Below are 18820 nucleotides of genomic sequence, written 5' to 3'. Positions count from 1 at the left end.
CATTTTGCGTCAAGTGCGAGACTACTTAAACACTCACTTCAAACACATTCAGTATCGCACTTTTAAGAAACTAGGTTTGCCTATTGGCTCCGGTATGGTTGAAAGCGCTTGTAAATGGTTAATTCAACAACGTTTCAAAGGTGTGGGAATGCGTTGGAGTGAGGATGGATTCAATCACCTTCTACATTTGCGTTTAGCTTGGGTTAATCAACGGTTTGATACTTTGTTTTCTGACGAACCATTAACACTAACCTTGTACTCCCCTAACGATTAGATGCGCCCCAAACGTATTTAATTTGCTGCATTTTATTACTAGTAAGTACCTTAAATCTAAAACAGAGTTTGGAGAAAGTGATGTAATATATGCCAAAATCACGAAAATTAGAAGAAACTTTATCTAGTCTGGCTCAAATTAGAGAGCATCCCACAAGTGAGTCAGGGATCGTAATCTTGCGCCAAGTCCTAAAAAGCAAATATTCTATAGCTGTTGCCCAAGCAGCCAAAATAATCAGAGAATCTAGTATTACTGAGTTGGTCGCCGATCTTGTAGAAGCTTTTGCTCGAATGATGGCCAAACCCACACAAGTAGACCAAAATTGCCTTGCTAAGAAAGAGATCGCACAGGCATTGTATCACTTAGAATACAGCGATGAAAATCTTTTTTTGCAAGGGATTCGACATATTCAGATGGAGCCAGTATGGGGAGGACAAGAAGATACTGCTGCTGGTCTTCGAGGTATATGTGCTTTCGGTCTAGTAAGAATGAACTACTCAGATGTCATGAACGAGTTAGCTGATCTACTAGCCGATCCCAAACCTGAAGCAAGAGTTGCTGCTGCAAAAGCGATCGCTTATACAGGAAATCCCCAAGGTGTACCGTTACTTCGTTTGAAAATCCGCATAGGCGATCGAGCGCCACAGGTAATTGAAGAGTGTTTCAATGCTCTGCTACAGCTAGCTCCAACCGAATCACTGGCAATAGTAGCTGGTTTTCTTTTTCATCCAGAGTCACAAATTTGTGAACTAGCAGCATTGGCGCTAGGTGAATCACGATTAGAGCCAGCATTCGATCTTCTCAAAAGTTGTTGGGAGCAAACAACAAATATAGAACTTCGTCGCACATTGTTACTTGCAGTAGCGATGCTGCGACAAGATAAAGCAATAGATTTTCTGATTTCACTAGTAGCTCAAGGAAAAGACATCGATACAAAAAATGCAATTGCCGCGTTAGATATTTATCGAGAAGACGGTGAACTGTGGCAGCGAGTTAAGAGGGCGAGTAAACAAACAGCCAATTAATTAAGAACTATTCAAGACCCAGTGATTCGAGAACGTGTTAAAAAGATTACTGAGTTCTAATTAATCCCAGCTTTCAAAAAATGAAACTTTTTACCGAATATCCAGAAAAAGACGAAACTAAATATTGCGCTCTCATGAGTGAGCTAGTCAAAAAGAACATGGATAATCTTTACGGCGGTGAGAAGAAAAAAACTGCAAAAAGAGATACCCACTCCAAAACCAACGCTGCTGTACAAGGAACTCTAGAAATCTTTGACTTTGATGAAGCTGCAATTAAGCAAGAATTGAGCAAACGCGCTTCATTAACTGAAGCTCAACTTCAAGCTATTTCCCTCAAACAAGGTTTATTTGCCAAACCGCAACAATATCCGGTTTGGCTACGATTTGCAAATGGTGCGTTTTCAGTCAAAAATGATTATGAGGGAGATACGCGCTCCATGTCTGTAAAAGCAATCGGGGTAGAAGGAGAACGACTACCGCAAAGTCACGAGTTAACAACCCAAGATATTATTACCCACAATACCGAATTCTTTTTTATTAGAACTATCAAAGACTTCCACAGCTTTTTCTTGGCAGTTTATCGAGCAGGGCTGTTTCCGCTTTTTAAGCTGTTGGTGCTTTTATGGCTCAAGTTGCATCCCTACGAATCTACACTTCTACGAAACAGTTTCAAACGCTTTCCCAAAAGTTTGCTCACAGAACGCTATTGGAGTGCTTCAGCGTATTCTTTGGGACTCAAATCTGATTTTGATCCATCCCAGCCAGGTCGAGTTCCTGTGGAATATCCGGTTGTGATTAAATATGGTTTTACTCCGGTTTCCAGTCAACCACCTCATCAACAACTTGCTTTAGAGTCCAGACCAGAAAGTGAGCTCAAGCGTGCCAAAGTCTCTGGTTCAGAGGACAACTACTATCGAGAGGATATCATTCAAGCTTTAGCAAAGCCTGATGCTGAATATTGTTGGGACTTTCAAATCCAATTTCAAACTAGCCCAGAGATGTCGATTGATGATACCACCATTGTTTGGAATGAAGAGGAATCACCCTTCTTTACAGTTGGTCGCTTGAGTGTTAAGCATCAAAAGGTTAATTCTCCGAAAGAAAGTGACTTTGGGGAAAATCTCAGTTTTTCTCCGGCGAATGGTTTAGCAGTACATCGTCCTGTTGGCGCAATCAATCGGTTACGCAGCATTGTTTATCCTATCGTTGCTGATAACCGTCACGAAAAACGAGGAGTCAAATACCAGGAACCAACTGCTTGATATCAAATTTTGGATGACGAAAAATTCTCTAGGAACTTAACAATTTTGAGACACAAATGAGAAGCGATCGCATTTTACCAACTCAGTACTGAGTGCTTGATGCCTCGGTTAGAGAGTTAAGTCGCGCCCACTCGAACCATGCACTAACATCGGGAACTTAGTAATCATCAAAACTATTAACTACAAAGGTATCTACAGATGGCAAAAACTTTTGCAGTGGGGGGTAAAATTGTAACTTAACTGGAAAATCATCTGTTTGGGATACTTCCAATTCAATTGTTTGTTGCTCTTGGTTATCAAAGAGTAGCTGGATTTTATAATCTGTCCAAAATTGCTCGCCCAACTCATCTTCTAAATCAAAAAGCTGTTCCTCATCTCCCCAGATATCTGACCACAGAACTATCCGATTAGCACGAAAATGATTTTGACTTTTTTCATCTCCAATTACAAAATATACTTCGACATTTAACTCAAAACCAAACTCATCAACTTCTACTTCTTGAATATTACAGTTAACCACAATTAAACTATCAGGGTTAACATTTACTACCTGCTGTTGGCGCTGTAATATTTCTTGAAATACCAAATCAGGTAGCAACTTTGAACTTTCTTCAAGTGCAAGTTTTTGAGTTTCTGGTGAGTAACGAGTTTTTAATTCTTGAGTTATTAAATTTAAAACATCATCCGTTCCTAAATGAGCAACTATCGTTTTATTTTGGGAATTCAGAAAACATCCGTGATTTAAATTAATGTGCTTGTTAGTTGTCATAACTATTTATAATACTTTTGCCCCAAATGAGACACTGAATAATTAAACAGCCCAGAGTTACCTAAATAATGGCAAAAAGTTACTTAACTAATATTTGAATATTTGAGAAATTGGTTATGGTGTTGTGTCAGGACTGCTGTAGTCATATATATATTATTAGTAGCTGACACTGACTTACAATTTTATCTTTCAAATAGCTCGCCTTTTTCTTCTACTCAAAATCTGCATATTGCGGAGGGCTAGCTCCAATTTGCTTAGTAATTCGGGGATACTTAAACGGTTGAGCCGTATCTACAATATTTATGACATTAATCTGGTGCCACCAATCATCACCAAAATCAAACCAATAACCAAAAGCATCATCAATAGATAAAGCCAACGACGCAATTGTAGTACTGGCAACATCTCCTGTAGGTGCTGGTGTCAAGTCAGAATCGGAAAATGCTCCTTTCAAGCAGTAGCGTCTGGCATTTGGATCTTGTGGCCCCCTGCCACCAACCTGAAATTCGTACATGTGTTCATCTTCTCGGTCAAATGCTTTGAAGATGATTTTATGCAGTTGAGCTAAAGTATTGCTGCCTTTAATCTCAATAGTTCGAGACACCACTGGATTTTCCGTAGCAAATTCCTCCGTAATTGGCCCGTCAATTAGAAACACCTCCAACACGTATAGCGCATTTGGAGAAGAGTTAACTGTTGTTTTAGCAATGTTTTCTGATTTTTTCGTTTTAGCCATACTCGTGAGCGTGAAAAGTATAGTAAGTATTGCGTATTGCGCGGCTAAGGCAAATCTAACCTTTGACAATAAAAAGCGATTTGCTCGAAAAGCATATCATAATCATCTTCACAAGAAACAAACTAACAAACAACAAATATAGTTGTAGCCCAAATTCACAATATTGTAGAGTCAAGAAAAGTCCTAAGTATTGCCCTACGCAATTCACCCTATGACTACCGCACCCTTAAGCTGGCAAGAACTAGAAACCCTCACGAACTATCAAATAGATACTGTTAATGGTCTGACCAACGCTAAAGCCAGGTTGCGCTTGTTTGGTCAGCCGGAATCTGACGTGCGGGTAACACTATACCGCGATAACCACGCTTGGTGTCCTTACTGTCAAAAAGTTTGGCTATGGCTAGAGGAAAAACAGATCCCCTATCGCATCGAAAAAGTGACAATGTTCTGCTATGGGGAGAAAGAAAGTTGGTACAAACGTAAGGTACCATCAGGAATGCTCCCGGCAATTGAGTTAGATGGACGGATTATTAAAGAAAGCGATGACATTTTGATCGCTTTGGAAAAGGTTTTTGGGTCATTGAGTCAAGGAATGGAAGACCGCACGGTACTTCCTCTACGCCAATTAGAACGACTTTTATTTAGAGCGTGGTGCGCTTGGCTGTGCTACCCAGTAATTTCTGCTCAACAAGAAAAACGCAACCGAGAACAATTTATCACAGTGGTAGCTAAAGTCGAGGAGGCTTTAACTCACACATCAAGCCCTTATTTTCTAGACAGCTTCGGCATCGTCGATGTGATTTTTACGCCATTTCTTGAACGGATGAATGCCAGCCTGTACTACTACAAGGGCTACTCACTGCGAGAGGAAAACCCTCGTTTGAGCGCATGGTTTGCGGCAATGGAAAGCCGAGATACCTACCGCGGTACCCAGAGCGACTTTCATACCCACGTACATGATTTGCCGCCCCAGATGGGAGGCTGTTGGGAAAATGGCGAAACCCAGATGCTGATTAATAAGGCGCGGGTGGATCGCGGCCCTTGGTTTGGACTACCAGATGTTGCCTATCCAGAACCCGAAAACTCCCGCATGGAAGCTCTTCAAAGAACTATCGAGCATCGCATCAATATTATCCGCGTCAACCCCTCAGATGATAGCTTGTTCGATCAAGCCCTACGTTGTGCTTTAACACACATGATGACCGGGGAGGACTGTATCCCTCCACCGGGATCTGATGTCGCCCTACGATATCTGCGCGATCGCATTAATGTACCGCGAGATATGTCCATCTACGCAGCCAAGCGATTGAGGGAATCATTGGAGAAAACCGCAGCCCTTGCGGGTAATGGGCAGCCAGATCCCATTCCGACTCAGCATCGACGAGATCAAGACCCGTCTAACTTTGTCAGAAAGTAGGATTCAGGTATCTATCCTGGCAGTTCGCGCTTCTTTAACGGTAGGCGGTTATCTTAATTTCAAGCTTTTATATAAAGCTTTGTGACCTACACCACCGCCAACCAATCGCACCCCACAGCCCGACAACCGTCCGCAAAGTTAACCCACACCTGCCACTGCCCCAAGTACGCATTCCATATTGGCTCACCATCAGCAACCCCAATTGTCTCACCTACTTTGGAAACGAGTTCAGTGTAGAACTGACTAGCACTTTCTAATCCCTGCCGCAGCTTTAGCCTCAGACCCTTCCAGCCCCCAACAGCCTCATCCAATATTTGGGAAATGTTGTGTGTGTCACTGACTTGGGTTTGTAACTCTATATTATTAGTGACTGACACCAACTCTCGATTTAACCACTTTTTGAAAATCCCATCACGCCCATCGTCAGTCCCAACAAACTTATACACACACTCCCGCTTCTCCCGTGGCCCCAAACGACCCACATAGGACAGCCGCAGATCAATTTTGTCGAGTAACTTCTGAGCGATGCCTGCGGCAACCCTTGACAGGGAACGCCACCGGAGTCAGCTTTTCCGAAATAGTCACGTTCAGGTAATTCTTGATCGAGAACCGATGCTGCACTGCGCGAGCCTTAAACTCCTGCATTCTCTGATCCGAACCCCGCAACTGTTCCCCAGACGTAAGCAACTGCAACAAATTCAGTTCTTCCAGCAACAGTAACGACGACAACATCTGCCCTTTGTTAAAGTCGGGCTTCCAAATAGCATTCTCAAGAGCCTCTAGCTGCGTCTTATAATGATTATGCTCACTACACAGGATTGTTAACATTTGTTCTATACAATGCTTTAGTCTTCGTCAGCAGATTGCAAGACAATTGCATATAACTGTTGGCTAACTCGAAAGTCAGCAGTAGCAATTAACTGAGCGATTAATGGTTTAATAGCTGGAATTACCCCTTGTTTTTTGGCTTGTAGCAAGACTCCTAAAAGACCTGTTACATTTAGTCCATAATCGAGCGCGACAGTTCGTCCTCGGCGTTCATCCATTAACAGCAGGTCAGCTTTGAGTTCTATAGATAAAGTAATCGCTTCGGCTTCTCCTAAATCAATATTGTTGTGTTGTTGCTGAATTTCTGCAACTTGCCTTGAATTAACAACTCTTACCGTTTGAATCCAAGATAGCTGTTGTACTTCTACTGCACCAGGAACAATCCGATCTACATCTACCATTTCGTGATAAACGGCTTGAGGAATGGTAACGTTACTGTACAACTGACGTAGTAAATCTAATTGGCCAATTGCTGCTAAGTTTGTAATGGGTGAGGTATCGCTAACTATAATCACAACAAGCCCATTGATTGCAGCGTCCGCACATCGGATTGGAAGTCTTCAACATCATAGTTGATGTGTAAACCGCGTTTTGCCAGTTCATGCTGGAATTCAAGTACTGTAGCTCCTGTCCAAGCTCGGACTTTGCCACTGCTAATCTTGCCTTGCTGATAAAGCAAGATAGCGATTTCTAATTTTAGTTCGTCCTCGGTCATGTTTGAGGCTCGAAGGATGTCATCAGGAATCAGGACACTCATAATAGAAAATTCCAATTTCTAGGTTTATTTTAATTGTTCACAACGTAAAGGGTGCAGAAGTTGCGATCGCCATCACAACCCACCAACTTACCCCATCCACTCTACCTAATCAGGAGCAGCTGCAACCATTCGCTTTGCGAGGGCGCTTGCATCCTGAACAGAGCGATGTCACTTACCTTGGTGCAAAGTATTTATAAGTATTTATGCTGCTCAGATCGTATATCACCCTACACACTCGACCCAATCGCACATAACCGACTTACAGCCTGAAGCAAGCTAACACTAATCATACAGTTCCCCAAATATCCATTCCATATTGGCTCCCCATCAGCAACACCGATTGCCTCACCCACTTTGCTTATTAGCTGTTGATACAACTGACCTGCACTTTTCAACCCTTGCTGCAATCTCAGCTTTAAGCCCTTCCGACCACAGACAGCAGGACTTTCCACCTTATTTAATGTTTGGGGAATGTTGTGTGTGTCACTAACATCTATTTGTAACTCTATATTATTAGTGACTGACACCAACTCACAATTTGATAGTTCATCTCGATTCAACCAAGAATCGAAAATTACATTCCGCCCATCATCAGGATGCACGAACTGATAAACGCACTCCCGCTTCTCCCTTGGCCCCAACCGCTCCACATAGGACAGCCGTAGATCAATCTTGTCTAATAACTTCTGAGCGATCGCTACTGGCGTTAACTTCTCGCTAACAGTCACGTTCAGACAAATCTTGATGAGATAAGGATTTTCCACTGCGATCGCGCTTGGGTAGGTCAACAAGGTGAATAACTTGATTTCCCACAACTCCAAGGTTTCGGCTGTATTGTACAGAGCGTGGAATGCGACCTGACCTTGAGCCACGATAAAATCATCAACGCCTTTTTCTGTCCCAGGCAAATCTATAACTCGTAGTTCACAACCCTCAGCAATCAACAACCGACCCATACGACTGATAGCGGTTCTTACCCGTTGGACGGTTTCGGGTTTGGTATCGTGGTCAAAGCAGATGTTGATTTGTCTGCCTTGTGTTGCGAAATGTTTTAAGTTGGGGATGAGAAAGGGTTTACCAGTTGCAGTACCGTACTCATTTTGTGGTGTGCGGTAGCCAGCGTTTACTCGACTGATGGCGATAAGCGAAGCTTAAACTTTCGGCTATTGCTGCATAACCAGCAGTCAGTAAGCAGCTTTCTTGACACCTTCGGCAATTGCCACTGAATGGTACTAAGTTTAGTTTTATCTGTTGAGCCAAGCTCTTTGATCTGGGGGAGCGGGGGGTGCTGGAGGAGACTAAGATGTAAATGTATTCCCGCACAATAAAGTAATAAAAAATACTCTTCTCTTCCCCAGCCTCCCTAGCTTTTCAAGCGTGACATTCCATCCAGGTGCGATTCGGTACTATGAGGAAGAAAGCGCGTGTCTTTTCTGTGTATAGATGTTAAGGGATAGCTTGCCATCACTCCAGTTGGAAATGTGCAATTATCTTAACCTCTCACTGATGGAGAAGGGGGAATAATTTCAAAGTTTCTTTACCAGATAGGGAGACGTTAAAAAATCCGGCTTCAACAAAGTAAGCCGGGGTAAGCACTTATAAAAAATGACAGTTAAACCTTAGCCGTGGATAACAGGTGCATTGAAAGCTACTGGTGCTGCTTCGCCCGCAGCCAAATCTAGAGGGAAGTTGTGAGCATTACGCTCATGCATTACTTCCATACCCAAATTGGCACGGTTAATCACATCTGCCCAAGTGTTAATTACGCGCCCTTGAGAGTCGATGACAGACTGGTTGAAGTTGAATCCGTTCAAGTTAAATGCCATCGTGCTGATACCCAAAGCAGTAAACCAGATACCAATCACAGGTAAAGCTGCTAAGACAAAGTGCAGCCATCGGGAGTTTTGGAAGCTGACATATTGCCAAAATAGCCGTCCCAGATAGCCATGAGCCGCAACGATATTGTAGGTTTCTTGTTCTTGACCGAACTTATAACCGTAGTTTGCAGATTCGGTTTCGCTAGTTTCACGAACTAAGGTAGAAGTCACCAAAGAACCGTGCATCGCAGAAATTAAAGCACCACCAAACACACCAATAACACCTAACTGATGGAATGGATGCATCAGGATATTGTGTTCAGCTTGGAACACCAACATAAAGTTGAAGGTTCCAGAAATACCCAAAGGCATACCATCAGAGAAAGAGCCTTGACCAATGGGGTAAATTAAGAAGACAGCAGTCGCAGAAGCCAGGGGAGCGCTATAAGCTACACAGATCCAGGGACGCATTCCCAAGCGGTAGCTCAACTCCCATTGCCGTCCCATGTAGCAAGCGCAACCAATTAAGAAGTGGAAGATTACTAGCTGGTAGGGCCCACCGTTGTAAAGCCACTCATCTAAAGAAGCCGCTTCCCAAATGGGGTAGAAGTGTAAGCCGATCGCATTTGAAGAAGGAACAACCGCACCAGAGATAATATTGTTGCCATAAATCAAAGAACCAGCAACAGGCTCGCGGATACCATCAATATCTACGGGGGGTGCAGCAATAAAGGCGATGATGAAGCAAGTGGTAGCTGTTAGCAGGGTGGGAATCATCAGGACACCGAACCAACCGATGTATAGACGATTATCAGTGCTGGTGATCCACTCACAGAAGCGCTCCCAGACGCTGGCGCTAGAGCGTCTTTGTAAGGTAGTAGTCATAGTTTAGAATAATTTCAAGGATTTTGTTGATAATTTAAAGTTGTTGTTCGTTGGGAATCAACAACTGATAGCATCTTAAAAAAGTTGCTAAATCTTTGCAGTAACTAATAGTTATTCAAAGTTACAAGTTGAAGTTAACTTTAGTAAGCAACCTCTGGGTAAATGACTGTCGAAGAAGCCTTAGCTATTGTTGAAATAATTCTGGAAAAAACATCTCTAAATGACTTGCAAGAAATTATTTTTCGACAGTCATGGGAGCAGAAAACGTATCCAGAGATTGCTGAAAAGTTTGGTTATGATGCCGACTACATCAAAATTGTTGGCTTTCGACTCTGGAAAATGCTCTCCAAGGCGATGGGTGAGAAAGTTACTAAAGATAACCTCCATTCGTCTTTGAGAAGATGGTGTTATCGTCAGAAGAATACTGGAGAAATCAAGCCTGATAATCCCATAAAAACTTATCAAGACTGGGGTGAAGCGCTCGATGTCTCGATTTTTTACGGACGTTTCCTAGAAATTGCCACCTTAAAGCAGTGGATTAATCAAGACCGTTGTCGGTTAGTGGCACTATTGGGGATTGGGGGAATTGGTAAAACTTCTTTATCTGTGAAGTTGAGTGAGAAACTTCAGGGAAACTTTGAGTATGTTATTTGGCGATCGCTTTATAATGCTCCCACTATTGAAGCATTACTCACTATCTTGATTCAAGTTCTCTCTCACCAACAGCAGGGAGATTTACCCGAATCTGTGAGCGATCGCATTTCTCGACTGCTTACCTATCTCCAAAAACATCGCTGTCTGCTGATTCTCGATAATGCAGAGACAATCTTAAGCAGCAATGAGGGTCGAACAGGTCAATATCGATCTGGTTACGAAGGGTATGGCGAACTTTTTAAGCGAATAGGTGAGTTTCGTCACCAAAGCTGTTTAGTGCTGACGAGCCGAGAAAAGCCTAAAGAGGTGGCAGTACTTGAGGGCGAAAAGTTGCCTGTTAGGACTATGCGATTATCTGGTTTATCAATCGCTGAGGGACAAGCAATTTTTAGCTGCAAAGGTAGCTTTATTGGATCGATTGATGAATGGCAAACTTTAATTCAATCTTATGCAGGTAATCCACTGGCACTGAAGATTGTAGCAACCACCATCCGGGATTTATTTGATAGTAATATTTCTAACTTTCTTGCTCAAGGTACTGTTGTCTTCGGCGATATTCAAGATTTGCTCGAACAACAGTTTCAACGTTTATCAGCTTTAGAGAAATCAGTCATGTATTGGTTGGCAATCAACCGCGAACCTGTAAATTTTTCAGAAATACAAGCTGATTTATTATCCTTGATTGCGTCTTCTCAACTCCTAGAAGCATTGTCAGCTTTAGAAAGACGTAGCCTGATTGAGAAAGGTAGTGCTTTATTCACACTACAGCCTGTGTTGATGGAGTACATTACTAGTCGTTTAATTCAAGAGGTTTGTGTTGAAATTGAAACTCAATATATTTCTCTTTTCAAAACTCATGCACTGATGAAAGCGACGGCAAAAGACTATATCAAAGAAATTCAACTTTACTTAATTCTTAATCCTGTAATTAAAAAGTTACTTTCTTTGTTCGGAAGTGCAAATCGCATTGAAGCTCAACTGATGACAATTCTGGCATCACTTCGTGGCAAAAAACCAATGGATACTGGTTATGTGGGCGGAAACACGATTAATTTACTTCGTCAGCTGCAAATGGATTTAAGCGATCGCAACTTTTCTAGTTTGACGATTTGGCAAGCTGATTTAAAAGGTGTGAATTTACACCAAACTAATTTCGCCGATTCAGATTTAACTAAATCTACTTTTACGGCAAATCTCAGCTATACCTTTACACTAGCAGTTAGTCCAAATGGCAATTTTCTGGCAATCGGGGATACCCTTGGTCAAATTTCCCTATGGCAAACAACAGATGGACAGCAATGCTTAACTTGGGAAGCACACACAGGTTGGGTGCGTTCTATTGTATTTAGTGCTGACGGACAAACCTTATTTAGTGGCAGTGATGACCAAACTGTTAAACAATGGGATCTCACAGGTCGATGCCTACAAGTATTCAGGATGCACACAGGCTTTGTTTGGTCTGTAGCCCAGGCTCGGCAAGAAAACTATTCAGTCCTTGCCAGCGGTGGCATGGATCAAACGGTTAAATTATGGGATATTCAGACAGGAGAATGTCTGAAAAGTCTTGAAGGACACACAGATTGGATCTGGGCGATCGCTTTGAGTAAAGATGGTCAAACTTTAGCAAGTGGTAGCGCCGACCATACTATCAAACTTTGGCATGTTAATACAGGTGAGTGCCAGAAAACACTGCAAGGGCATACAGGTATTGTCTGGTCTGTAGCATTTAATGCCGATGAAAAAATACTAGTAAGTGGTAGCGCTGATGGCACTGTGAGGATTTGGGATTTAGAAGCAATGCAGTGTTTGCAAACTCTTCACGGACATACAGCCCATGTCTGGTGTATAGCTTGTAGTGCTGATGGTCAAACGCTAGCAAGTGGCAGTGGTGATACAACAATTCGCTTGTGGGACATTAACACTGGAGAATGCCTGAAAACTTTGTTAGGGCACACCCACACAGTGCGATCGCTGACATTCACTCCAGATGGAAAAACCTTGATTGTCAGCGATGACAACCAAACTGTTAAGTTCTGGAATATTCATACAGGACAGTGTTTCCGAACTTTTCGCGGACATGGTAGCGGTGTGTGGGCATTAGCGACCTCTCCACTTGATGATTTAGACCGCAGCCAAGTCTTAGCCAGTGGTGAAGACCAAACAGTTAAACTATGGGATATTCATACTGGTAAGTGTATTAAAACCTTGACTGGTCATACTAATTGGGTACGAACCGTAGCTTTTCATCCCCAAGGTAATACCATTGCTAGTGGTGGTGCAGATGAAACAGTGAGAATTTGGAACATAGAGACAGGGGAATGCCTGCAAGTCTTACGGGGTCATAGAAATTGGCTACTTTCAGTTACCTACAGTCCCGATGGACAAACATTAGCCAGTAGTGGTAGTGACAAGCAGGTAAGGATTTGGGATGTCAATACTGGGCAATGCCTGGGTGTGTTATGTAATCACACTAATATTGTCTCATCACTTGTTTATAGTCCTGATGGCAAGATGCTAATTAGTTGCTGTGCAGATTCCCTAATTCGAGCTTGGGATGTTGCTACAGGCGAATGCTTGAAAATTTTTCGTGGGCATACAAACGGCGTGTGGTCAGCTCAATTTAGTCCAGATGGGCAAACCTTGTATAGTAGCAGTCAAGATGCAACCATCAAAATTTGGGATTTCAAGACTTGCCAATGTCTAAGAACCTTGAAAGGACATACTGATGCTGCGATCAGTGCTGCCAGTCCTGATGGTTGTCTGCTGGCAAGTGGAGGAACCGACCAAACCGTGAGAATTTGGGATATGAAAACTGGGAAGTGTTTGAGAGTATTGATTGGACACACACGATGGATTTTTGCGATCGCATTTATCCATTCTCTGGTTAAAAGTCCAATTCTTGCTAGCAGCAGTGAAGACCAGACCATCCGCTTATGGAATGTCGAAACAGGTGAATGTCTGAAAATTCTCAGAACTCCTAGACCTTATGAAGGCATGAATATTACAGGTGTTGTTGGTTTGACGGAATCTGTGCGCTCATCACTTTTGGCACTAGGAGCCATAACAGAAATTTTTAAATAAATTAAATATGCATAATGCAGATTAATTTGATTCATTAATCCGATTTATAGCGATAATTCGTGATTATAAATTACCGCAATTAAATTTGACCTTAACCTACCACACGGGATTGTTGGCATTTGTTCTATCAATGCCTTAATCTTTGTCAGCAGATTGCAAGACAATTGCATACAACTGTTGGCTAACTCGAAAGTCAGCAGTCGCAATTAACTAATCGATTAAGTAGGTCGATGTTAAAAATTGTTATTATAACAAGGCAGGAGGCAGAGGGTAGAAGGAAAGAGGGTTTTAGGCAACTTTACTTTTCGTTACATACTTCGATTTATTTGCACCGTTCTACTTAATGGTTTAATCATCCGAAGAACGCAACTGCACCCCAGATGTAAGCAACTGCAACAGATTTAGACTTCCCAATATCAATTCTGCATGGAAACTCCTGCATCATCTCCTGTAACTCAACAGCCTCCCCCAAGCGCGTATAAACGACCCCACTCAACAAAGCAATTTGCAAAAGCGCAATTCGCAATTTAGAAAGCCAGATGTAGCAAGGATAAGTGCGATCGCACTGATATGACATCCTTTAACCAACCTCACCCCACACTCACCTTCCCTACGCACCCCACAGACCGACAACCGTCCCCAAAGTTAACCCATACCTGTCACTGTCCCAAATACTCATTCCAAAACGGCTCACCATCGGCAATCCCAACAGCCTCGCTAAAGGAGGAAACAAGCTCCCAGTAGAACCGACCAGCACTTTCTAGCCCCTGGCGCAGCTTTAGCCTCAGCCCCTTCCAGCCCCCAATGGCTTCATTCAATGTTTGGGGAACATCGAGTGTGTCACTTACTTGAGTTTGTATATCTATATTATTAGTGACTGACACCGAATTATGATTATGGGAGGTTGGTGGTGTTGTGTCACTAACCTGGATTTGTATATCTATATTACTGGTGACTGACACCAACTCCCGATTTAACCACTTCTGGAAGATCACATTCCGCCCATCATCAGAAGCTACAAACTGGTAAACGCTCTCACGATTACCTCTTGGCCCCAACCTTCCCACATAGGACAATCGCAAATCAATCTTGTTCAAAAGCTTTTGTGCGATGCCTGCGGCAACCCTTGACAGGGAACGCAACTGGCGTTAACTTTTCGCTAACGGTCACATTCAAACAAGTCTTGATGAAATAGCGATTCTCCACCGCCACTCGTTTCAACTCCTGCATTTCCTCATCAGAAGAACGCAACTTCACCCCAGGCTTGAGCAAGTCCTGAGTAACTCGAAGGCTTAGGAGAAGCTTTATTAGATTTTTCTGTTGTGGCGGATCTAGAAACTTGGTTAAACCAGCAAGCCTCCTAAAAACGCAAACTAAACCACCACCAACCAATTGCACCCCACAGACCGACAACTGTCCTCAAAGTTAATCCACACCTGTTACTGTCCCAAATACCCGTTACTATATCGGCTCACCATCAGCAACCCCAATTGTCTCACCTTATCTGGCTGGGTTTAGAGGCGATTGCTACTCCTTGAAGTTTGAGGGTGAGAGCGATCGCACTTCAATAAATAAGAATAAATGTATAGACGGCAGTTGCTTTTGTTTAGCGCAAGTGCTTTAACGTAGCCGTACACCTAGTTTTTGATCCCAATGAAGTGGTTTATCTGCTTTTTGCAGAGGTGATTCTGGGATTTTACCGACAGAAACACCGTATTTCCAATTAGGTGGACAGATAGCGATATAGCGTGCATAACCTCCTAAACCACCTTGAAATTTCGGATATCCAATGACCACTAATGCACCAGTCTCTGGGACTTGCTCTAAATTGGCAACACCTTCAGCTTGAGTATATCCATTCTGAAGTAGCCAAGCTTCCCCTTCTAGATTTGGTGTGCTGTCAGTATCCAGTGGCTCATGTCCGTGAAAAAGGATTTGACGCTGTAAATGTAAGAACTTGAGAGCTTCTAGCTTCACCCCAGGAAACTCAGTTCTGGAAGCTATATAAGGGTCTGACCATTGCTTAGACCAATCTGAGCGCACAAAAACAACAGAACCTGGAGGAATCTTACCGTGCTTTTTCTCCCAATCCAAAATATCTTGAACAGTCAGGTGATAATTTGCATTTTTAGCAACCTTATCCTGAATAGGGATAACCACCAAAGGACGAATAGCATAGGTTGCAGGTAGTTCATCAATAGCTGGATAATCGGGATTCCAGTGAGCAGGTGGATCTAATTGCGTACCAAGTTGATCGGTAGATAAATCGTAATGAGTTGCTTCAAAACCATCTTGTTTGTATGTGTATGGTTTTCCGCTCTTAGGGTTGATAGTGGCTTGAAATTTTGACTGAGCAAATCCAGACCATATAGGCATTGAAGGAGTGATTGTATGAGTCAGGTCAACATATTTTGCACTTTGAAGCGACTGCTGATAAACTTGCCATAAAGAGGGACTTTTGTGGGTTTGGGCTGCGCTTACAGAAATATACATGAGCAAATTAAATATGATTACTAAACATAAAATTTTGAATCTCTTCATTGTTTAAGCTGTTGTCAATATTTGGAAGTAAACTTATTTAAAAATCATATTATGGTTTTATGCCAGGATTTGTATCTAATATTGAAAGTCAAATATTTACAATATATAACTTGGAAAAATCTTTGACTCATTTTGTTGTTTTGCTTAAAATAGCGTCAAAAATTTTATACCTATGACAGCCAAGAATATTAAACAGCAAATTTTAGAGCATTTTGAGGCATTACCAGGGAAACATCTGTAATCAATAGGAAAACTCTATGTCTTGCCAACATCTCAATGAACTGACTCTGGAAAACTTGATTCATAAAGCCAACTATCCTGTATTTCAATGTCAGGAGTGCATTCAGCTTAACGATCGCTGGGTACATCTGCGTATTTGTCAGACTTGCGGCAAGATGTTGTGTTGTGACTCTTCTAAAAATCAACACGCACGTCGTCATTACCAAGAGACTGGGCATCCCGTCATTAGTTCTGCCGAATTAGGAGAAGAATGGCTGTGGTGCTTTATAGATGAACAACAGAAAAATTATTGATCGCAATCAGCTTGTGGTTGAAGTACTATGCGTAGCGATCTAGAGTATCGCCTTAATATGTAATGTCTGGAGCTTAGAGAAATCCGCACTCGTTAGTAGAGAATACCGAGCCGCTATCATCGGGATTTTGTAAAAATTTTGTTATACTAATTAATAGAAGTTAACACTCAGAACTGAAGCTGTCAATGAATGTATGACTGCTGATAGCAGTAACAGATAAATGCTTTAAACCAGTCTAACCAGTATAATCCTTCTAGTTTTCGCTCAGTTGGGCGATTGAACCAGCTATGAACCATAGAATTGAATTATCTTTAGAACAAGAGTTTAGCTTGAGAGTTTTTGCCGACCAAGTGCAGCAGATGTCTGGCGAACAAGCTAAAGAGTTTTTGCTCATGCTCTACCAGCAGATGATGATGAGGGAAAAAACTTACCAAGAATTACTAAAACAGGAGTGGAAGCGTAATTCAGATGCTGTATCTGGGTAGAGCAAGTATGTAAATCCAGCACGTTTTGTAGATATGTAGCAAAGGTGGTGGAGGGCTTGCGACTACGCCAACGCTCGTGGGCGAATGCGCTATTGGGTATCTGTTGCTCCACAAGCGCCCAATGCTGTTGATATGGCGGCAACTGTTTTACAAAAAAGCAAATTTGTGCAGTTAGTCGGGGGAGGACATGACCTACACTACCACCTTCCCTACGCATCCCACAGACCGGCAACCGTCCGCAAAGTTAACCCATACCTGCCACTGTCCCAAGTACGCATTCCATATTGGCTCACCATCAGCAATCCCAACAGCCTCACCTACTCTAGAAATAAGCTCAGTGTAGAAGGAACCAGCACTTTCTAACCCCTGCCGCAGCTTCAGCCTCAGCCCCTTCCAGCCTCCAACAGCTTCATTCAATGTTTGGGGAATATTGTGTGTGTCAACATCTTGGGTTTGTATGTCTATATTATTAGTGACTGACACCGAATTATGATTATGGAAGGTTGGTGCTGTTGTGTCAGCGATTGGTGTTGTTAAATCTATATTACTGGTGACTGACACCAACTCCCGATTTAACCACTTCTGGAAAATTACATTCTGCCCATCATCAGGAGCCATAAACTGATAAACACTCTCCCGCTTCCCTCGTGGCCCCAACCGACCCACGTAGGACAACCGCAGATCAATCTTGTCTAATAACTTCTGAGCGATGCCTGCGGCAACCCGAAGCGGGAACGCAATGGGAGTCAATTGTTCTGAGACAGTAACATTCAAACAAGTCTTGATTAGATAACGATTCTCCAGTGCCGCCCTCTTTAACTCCTGCATCTTTTCATCCGAACCCCGTAACCGTTCCCCAGATGTCAGCAGTTGCAGCAGATTCAGCTTTTCGAGTAACAGCACCGACGACAACATCTGCCCCTTGTTGAAGTCGGGCTTCCAAATCGACTTTTCCCCAGCCTCCGCCTGTGCCTTCGCTCGTCTGCTGTCCCGGTTCGTCAAAAACTCCCGCCCCAAAGTCAAATAATAGTGCAGCCGCAGTTGAGGATACCAGCCCTCATCATCCTTCTCGACTAAATGGGGTGTCACTTCAATTTCATAGCGACGCGACAATTCAGCCTTACGCTGCTGATATCTTTCCTCTTTCGTCTTCACCCGCTTTTCTTGCAGCTTCTTGAGTTCAGCATCAGACACATCTTCAGATTCAGAAACCCCCTGACATTCTTGGGAGTACAATTCTTTAGACGCTGCTTTTACCTCTTTCACAACTTCCTTGGTTTCGTCAGGGTCGGAATCGTCTGCATCAATCACAGTATAACCATCAGCTGACAACCCCTCCAGCACAGATTCCCGGTAGCGGCGCATTTCTACGTTAATGATAGCACCCCGCTTGCCCCAAGTCTGCAAAGATTCGGGTTGAAAGTTCTGGTCAATGAACGAGTAATCATCATTATCAGCCGCAGACAACAGAGCAATATTCGCTTGTGTTGCGACATCCTGACTCCGCAACAATCCACCCATAGAAGTTGAACCATTGCCAACAGTCCCCATACCCAGGGCGAACGCATCTAAATATAGTATATATATACTAAGAGATTGAGAAAGATAGCGATCGCTCTGGGGTATGGAGGTTGAGCAATGAGGCTGTGATGGTAAAGTCATTGTAAAAGTAGAAGAGGAAAGTCTCAAAAAGCGTGAAGCTCAAGCCCAAAATCACGATTACTGACCACTTTGCACAGATGGAAGATCCAAGAGT

Annotated in this window: 17 protein-coding genes and 2 pseudogenes; 8 read left to right on the top strand and 11 right to left on the bottom strand. The window is 42.8% G+C overall.

Features of this window, described 5'->3' with window-relative positions:
- The 3 genes and pseudogenes from I8752_RS17775 to I8752_RS17765 all read left to right on the top strand — a co-directional run.
- A pseudogene (locus tag I8752_RS17775) lies at window positions 1-274 on the top strand (ISKra4-like element ISLesp2 family transposase); the annotation flags it as partial.
- Between the two features lie 89 nt (window positions 275-363).
- Window positions 364-1299 (top strand): HEAT repeat domain-containing protein, encoded by a 936-nt coding sequence (locus I8752_RS17770; RefSeq protein ID WP_214433638.1) that lies wholly within the window; start codon window positions 364-366, stop codon window positions 1297-1299.
- 80 nt (window positions 1300-1379) lie between these two features.
- Window positions 1380-2561 carry a catalase family protein gene (locus I8752_RS17765; protein ID WP_214433637.1) on the top strand — a complete coding sequence of 394 codons (1182 nt, stop codon included), beginning with the start codon at window positions 1380-1382 and terminating at the stop codon, window positions 2559-2561.
- Window positions 2562-2718: 157 nt separating this feature from the next.
- On the opposite strand, the gene I8752_RS17760 is transcribed toward I8752_RS17765, so the two are convergent.
- Window positions 2719-3330, bottom strand: a complete 612-nt coding sequence (locus tag I8752_RS17760) for a hypothetical protein (RefSeq protein ID WP_225895729.1) — start codon at window positions 3328-3330, stop codon at window positions 2719-2721.
- 211 nt (window positions 3331-3541) lie between these two features.
- Window positions 3542-4066, bottom strand: coding sequence for a plasmid pRiA4b ORF-3 family protein (locus I8752_RS17755; protein ID WP_214433636.1), 525 nt, complete (start codon window positions 4064-4066; stop codon window positions 3542-3544).
- A gap of 211 nt (window positions 4067-4277) precedes the next feature.
- On the opposite strand from I8752_RS17755, the gene I8752_RS17750 reads away from it, so the two are divergent.
- The gene (locus tag I8752_RS17750) at window positions 4278-5483 is read left to right on the top strand and encodes a glutathione S-transferase family protein (protein WP_214433635.1); all 1206 of its coding nucleotides are present in this window, start codon (window positions 4278-4280) and stop codon (window positions 5481-5483) included.
- 86 nt (window positions 5484-5569) lie between these two features.
- Here the strand turns inward: I8752_RS17750 and I8752_RS17745 are convergent, their stop codons facing one another.
- The 5 genes from I8752_RS17745 to psbA form a co-directional block, all read right to left on the bottom strand.
- Window positions 5570-5929, bottom strand: coding sequence for a hypothetical protein (locus I8752_RS17745; RefSeq protein WP_214433634.1), 360 nt, complete (start codon window positions 5927-5929; stop codon window positions 5570-5572).
- Window positions 5930-6328: 399 nt separating this feature from the next.
- Complete coding sequence (locus I8752_RS38425; protein WP_214433633.1) at window positions 6329-6826, bottom strand: DUF3368 domain-containing protein; 498 nt, start codon at window positions 6824-6826, stop codon at window positions 6329-6331.
- Complete coding sequence (locus I8752_RS17735; RefSeq protein WP_214433632.1) at window positions 6823-7068, bottom strand: UPF0175 family protein; 246 nt, start codon at window positions 7066-7068, stop codon at window positions 6823-6825. Before I8752_RS17735 ends, I8752_RS38425 begins: the two co-directional genes overlap by 4 nt.
- Before the next feature lie 227 nt (window positions 7069-7295).
- Complete coding sequence (locus I8752_RS37405; RefSeq protein WP_318780861.1) at window positions 7296-8204, bottom strand: DUF3854 domain-containing protein; 909 nt, start codon at window positions 8202-8204, stop codon at window positions 7296-7298.
- A gap of 483 nt (window positions 8205-8687) precedes the next feature.
- A complete protein-coding gene (gene psbA / locus I8752_RS17720) occupies window positions 8688-9770 on the bottom strand; it encodes a photosystem II q(b) protein (protein ID WP_214433630.1) in 1083 nt (360 codons plus the stop codon).
- Window positions 9771-9932: 162 nt separating this feature from the next.
- Between psbA and I8752_RS17715 the strand changes: the two genes are divergently transcribed.
- Window positions 9933-13505, top strand: a complete 3573-nt coding sequence (locus I8752_RS17715; RefSeq protein WP_214433629.1) for an NB-ARC domain-containing protein — start codon at window positions 9933-9935, stop codon at window positions 13503-13505.
- 352 nt (window positions 13506-13857) lie between these two features.
- Here the strand turns inward: I8752_RS17715 and I8752_RS17710 are convergent, their stop codons facing one another.
- Both I8752_RS17710 and I8752_RS17705 read right to left on the bottom strand, forming a co-directional pair.
- The gene (locus I8752_RS17710) at window positions 13858-14082 is read right to left on the bottom strand and encodes a hypothetical protein (RefSeq protein WP_214433628.1); all 225 of its coding nucleotides are present in this window, start codon (window positions 14080-14082) and stop codon (window positions 13858-13860) included.
- A gap of 82 nt (window positions 14083-14164) precedes the next feature.
- Window positions 14165-14602: a hypothetical protein gene (locus I8752_RS17705; protein WP_214433627.1), complete on the bottom strand. Its 438-nt coding sequence runs from the start codon at window positions 14600-14602 to the stop codon at window positions 14165-14167.
- Window positions 14603-14788: 186 nt separating this feature from the next.
- Between I8752_RS17705 and I8752_RS17700 the strand changes: the two are divergent.
- A pseudogene (locus I8752_RS17700) lies at window positions 14789-14869 on the top strand (DUF4351 domain-containing protein); the annotation flags it as partial.
- Between the two features lie 256 nt (window positions 14870-15125).
- Here I8752_RS17700 and I8752_RS17695 read toward each other — a convergent pair.
- Window positions 15126-15998: a cyclase family protein gene (locus I8752_RS17695; RefSeq protein ID WP_225895728.1), complete on the bottom strand. Its 873-nt coding sequence runs from the start codon at window positions 15996-15998 to the stop codon at window positions 15126-15128.
- 305 nt (window positions 15999-16303) lie between these two features.
- On the opposite strand from I8752_RS17695, the gene I8752_RS17690 reads away from it, so the two are divergent.
- Complete coding sequence (locus tag I8752_RS17690; protein ID WP_214433625.1) at window positions 16304-16579, top strand: UBP-type zinc finger domain-containing protein; 276 nt, start codon at window positions 16304-16306, stop codon at window positions 16577-16579.
- A gap of 287 nt (window positions 16580-16866) precedes the next feature.
- Window positions 16867-17064 carry an NblA/ycf18 family protein gene (locus I8752_RS17685; protein WP_214433624.1) on the top strand — a complete coding sequence of 66 codons (198 nt, stop codon included), beginning with the start codon at window positions 16867-16869 and terminating at the stop codon, window positions 17062-17064.
- Window positions 17065-17256: 192 nt separating this feature from the next.
- Here I8752_RS17685 and I8752_RS17680 read toward each other — a convergent pair whose 3' ends face one another.
- Window positions 17257-18726, bottom strand: a complete 1470-nt coding sequence (locus I8752_RS17680) for a hypothetical protein (RefSeq protein WP_214433623.1) — start codon at window positions 18724-18726, stop codon at window positions 17257-17259.
- Window positions 18727-18820 lie beyond the last annotated feature (94 nt).

The organism is Dendronalium phyllosphericum CENA369 (assembly GCF_016056275.1).
Taxonomy (GTDB): domain Bacteria; phylum Cyanobacteriota; class Cyanobacteriia; order Cyanobacteriales; family Nostocaceae; genus Dendronalium; species Dendronalium phyllosphericum.
This window is presented reverse-complemented; position numbering and strand designations above follow the sequence as displayed.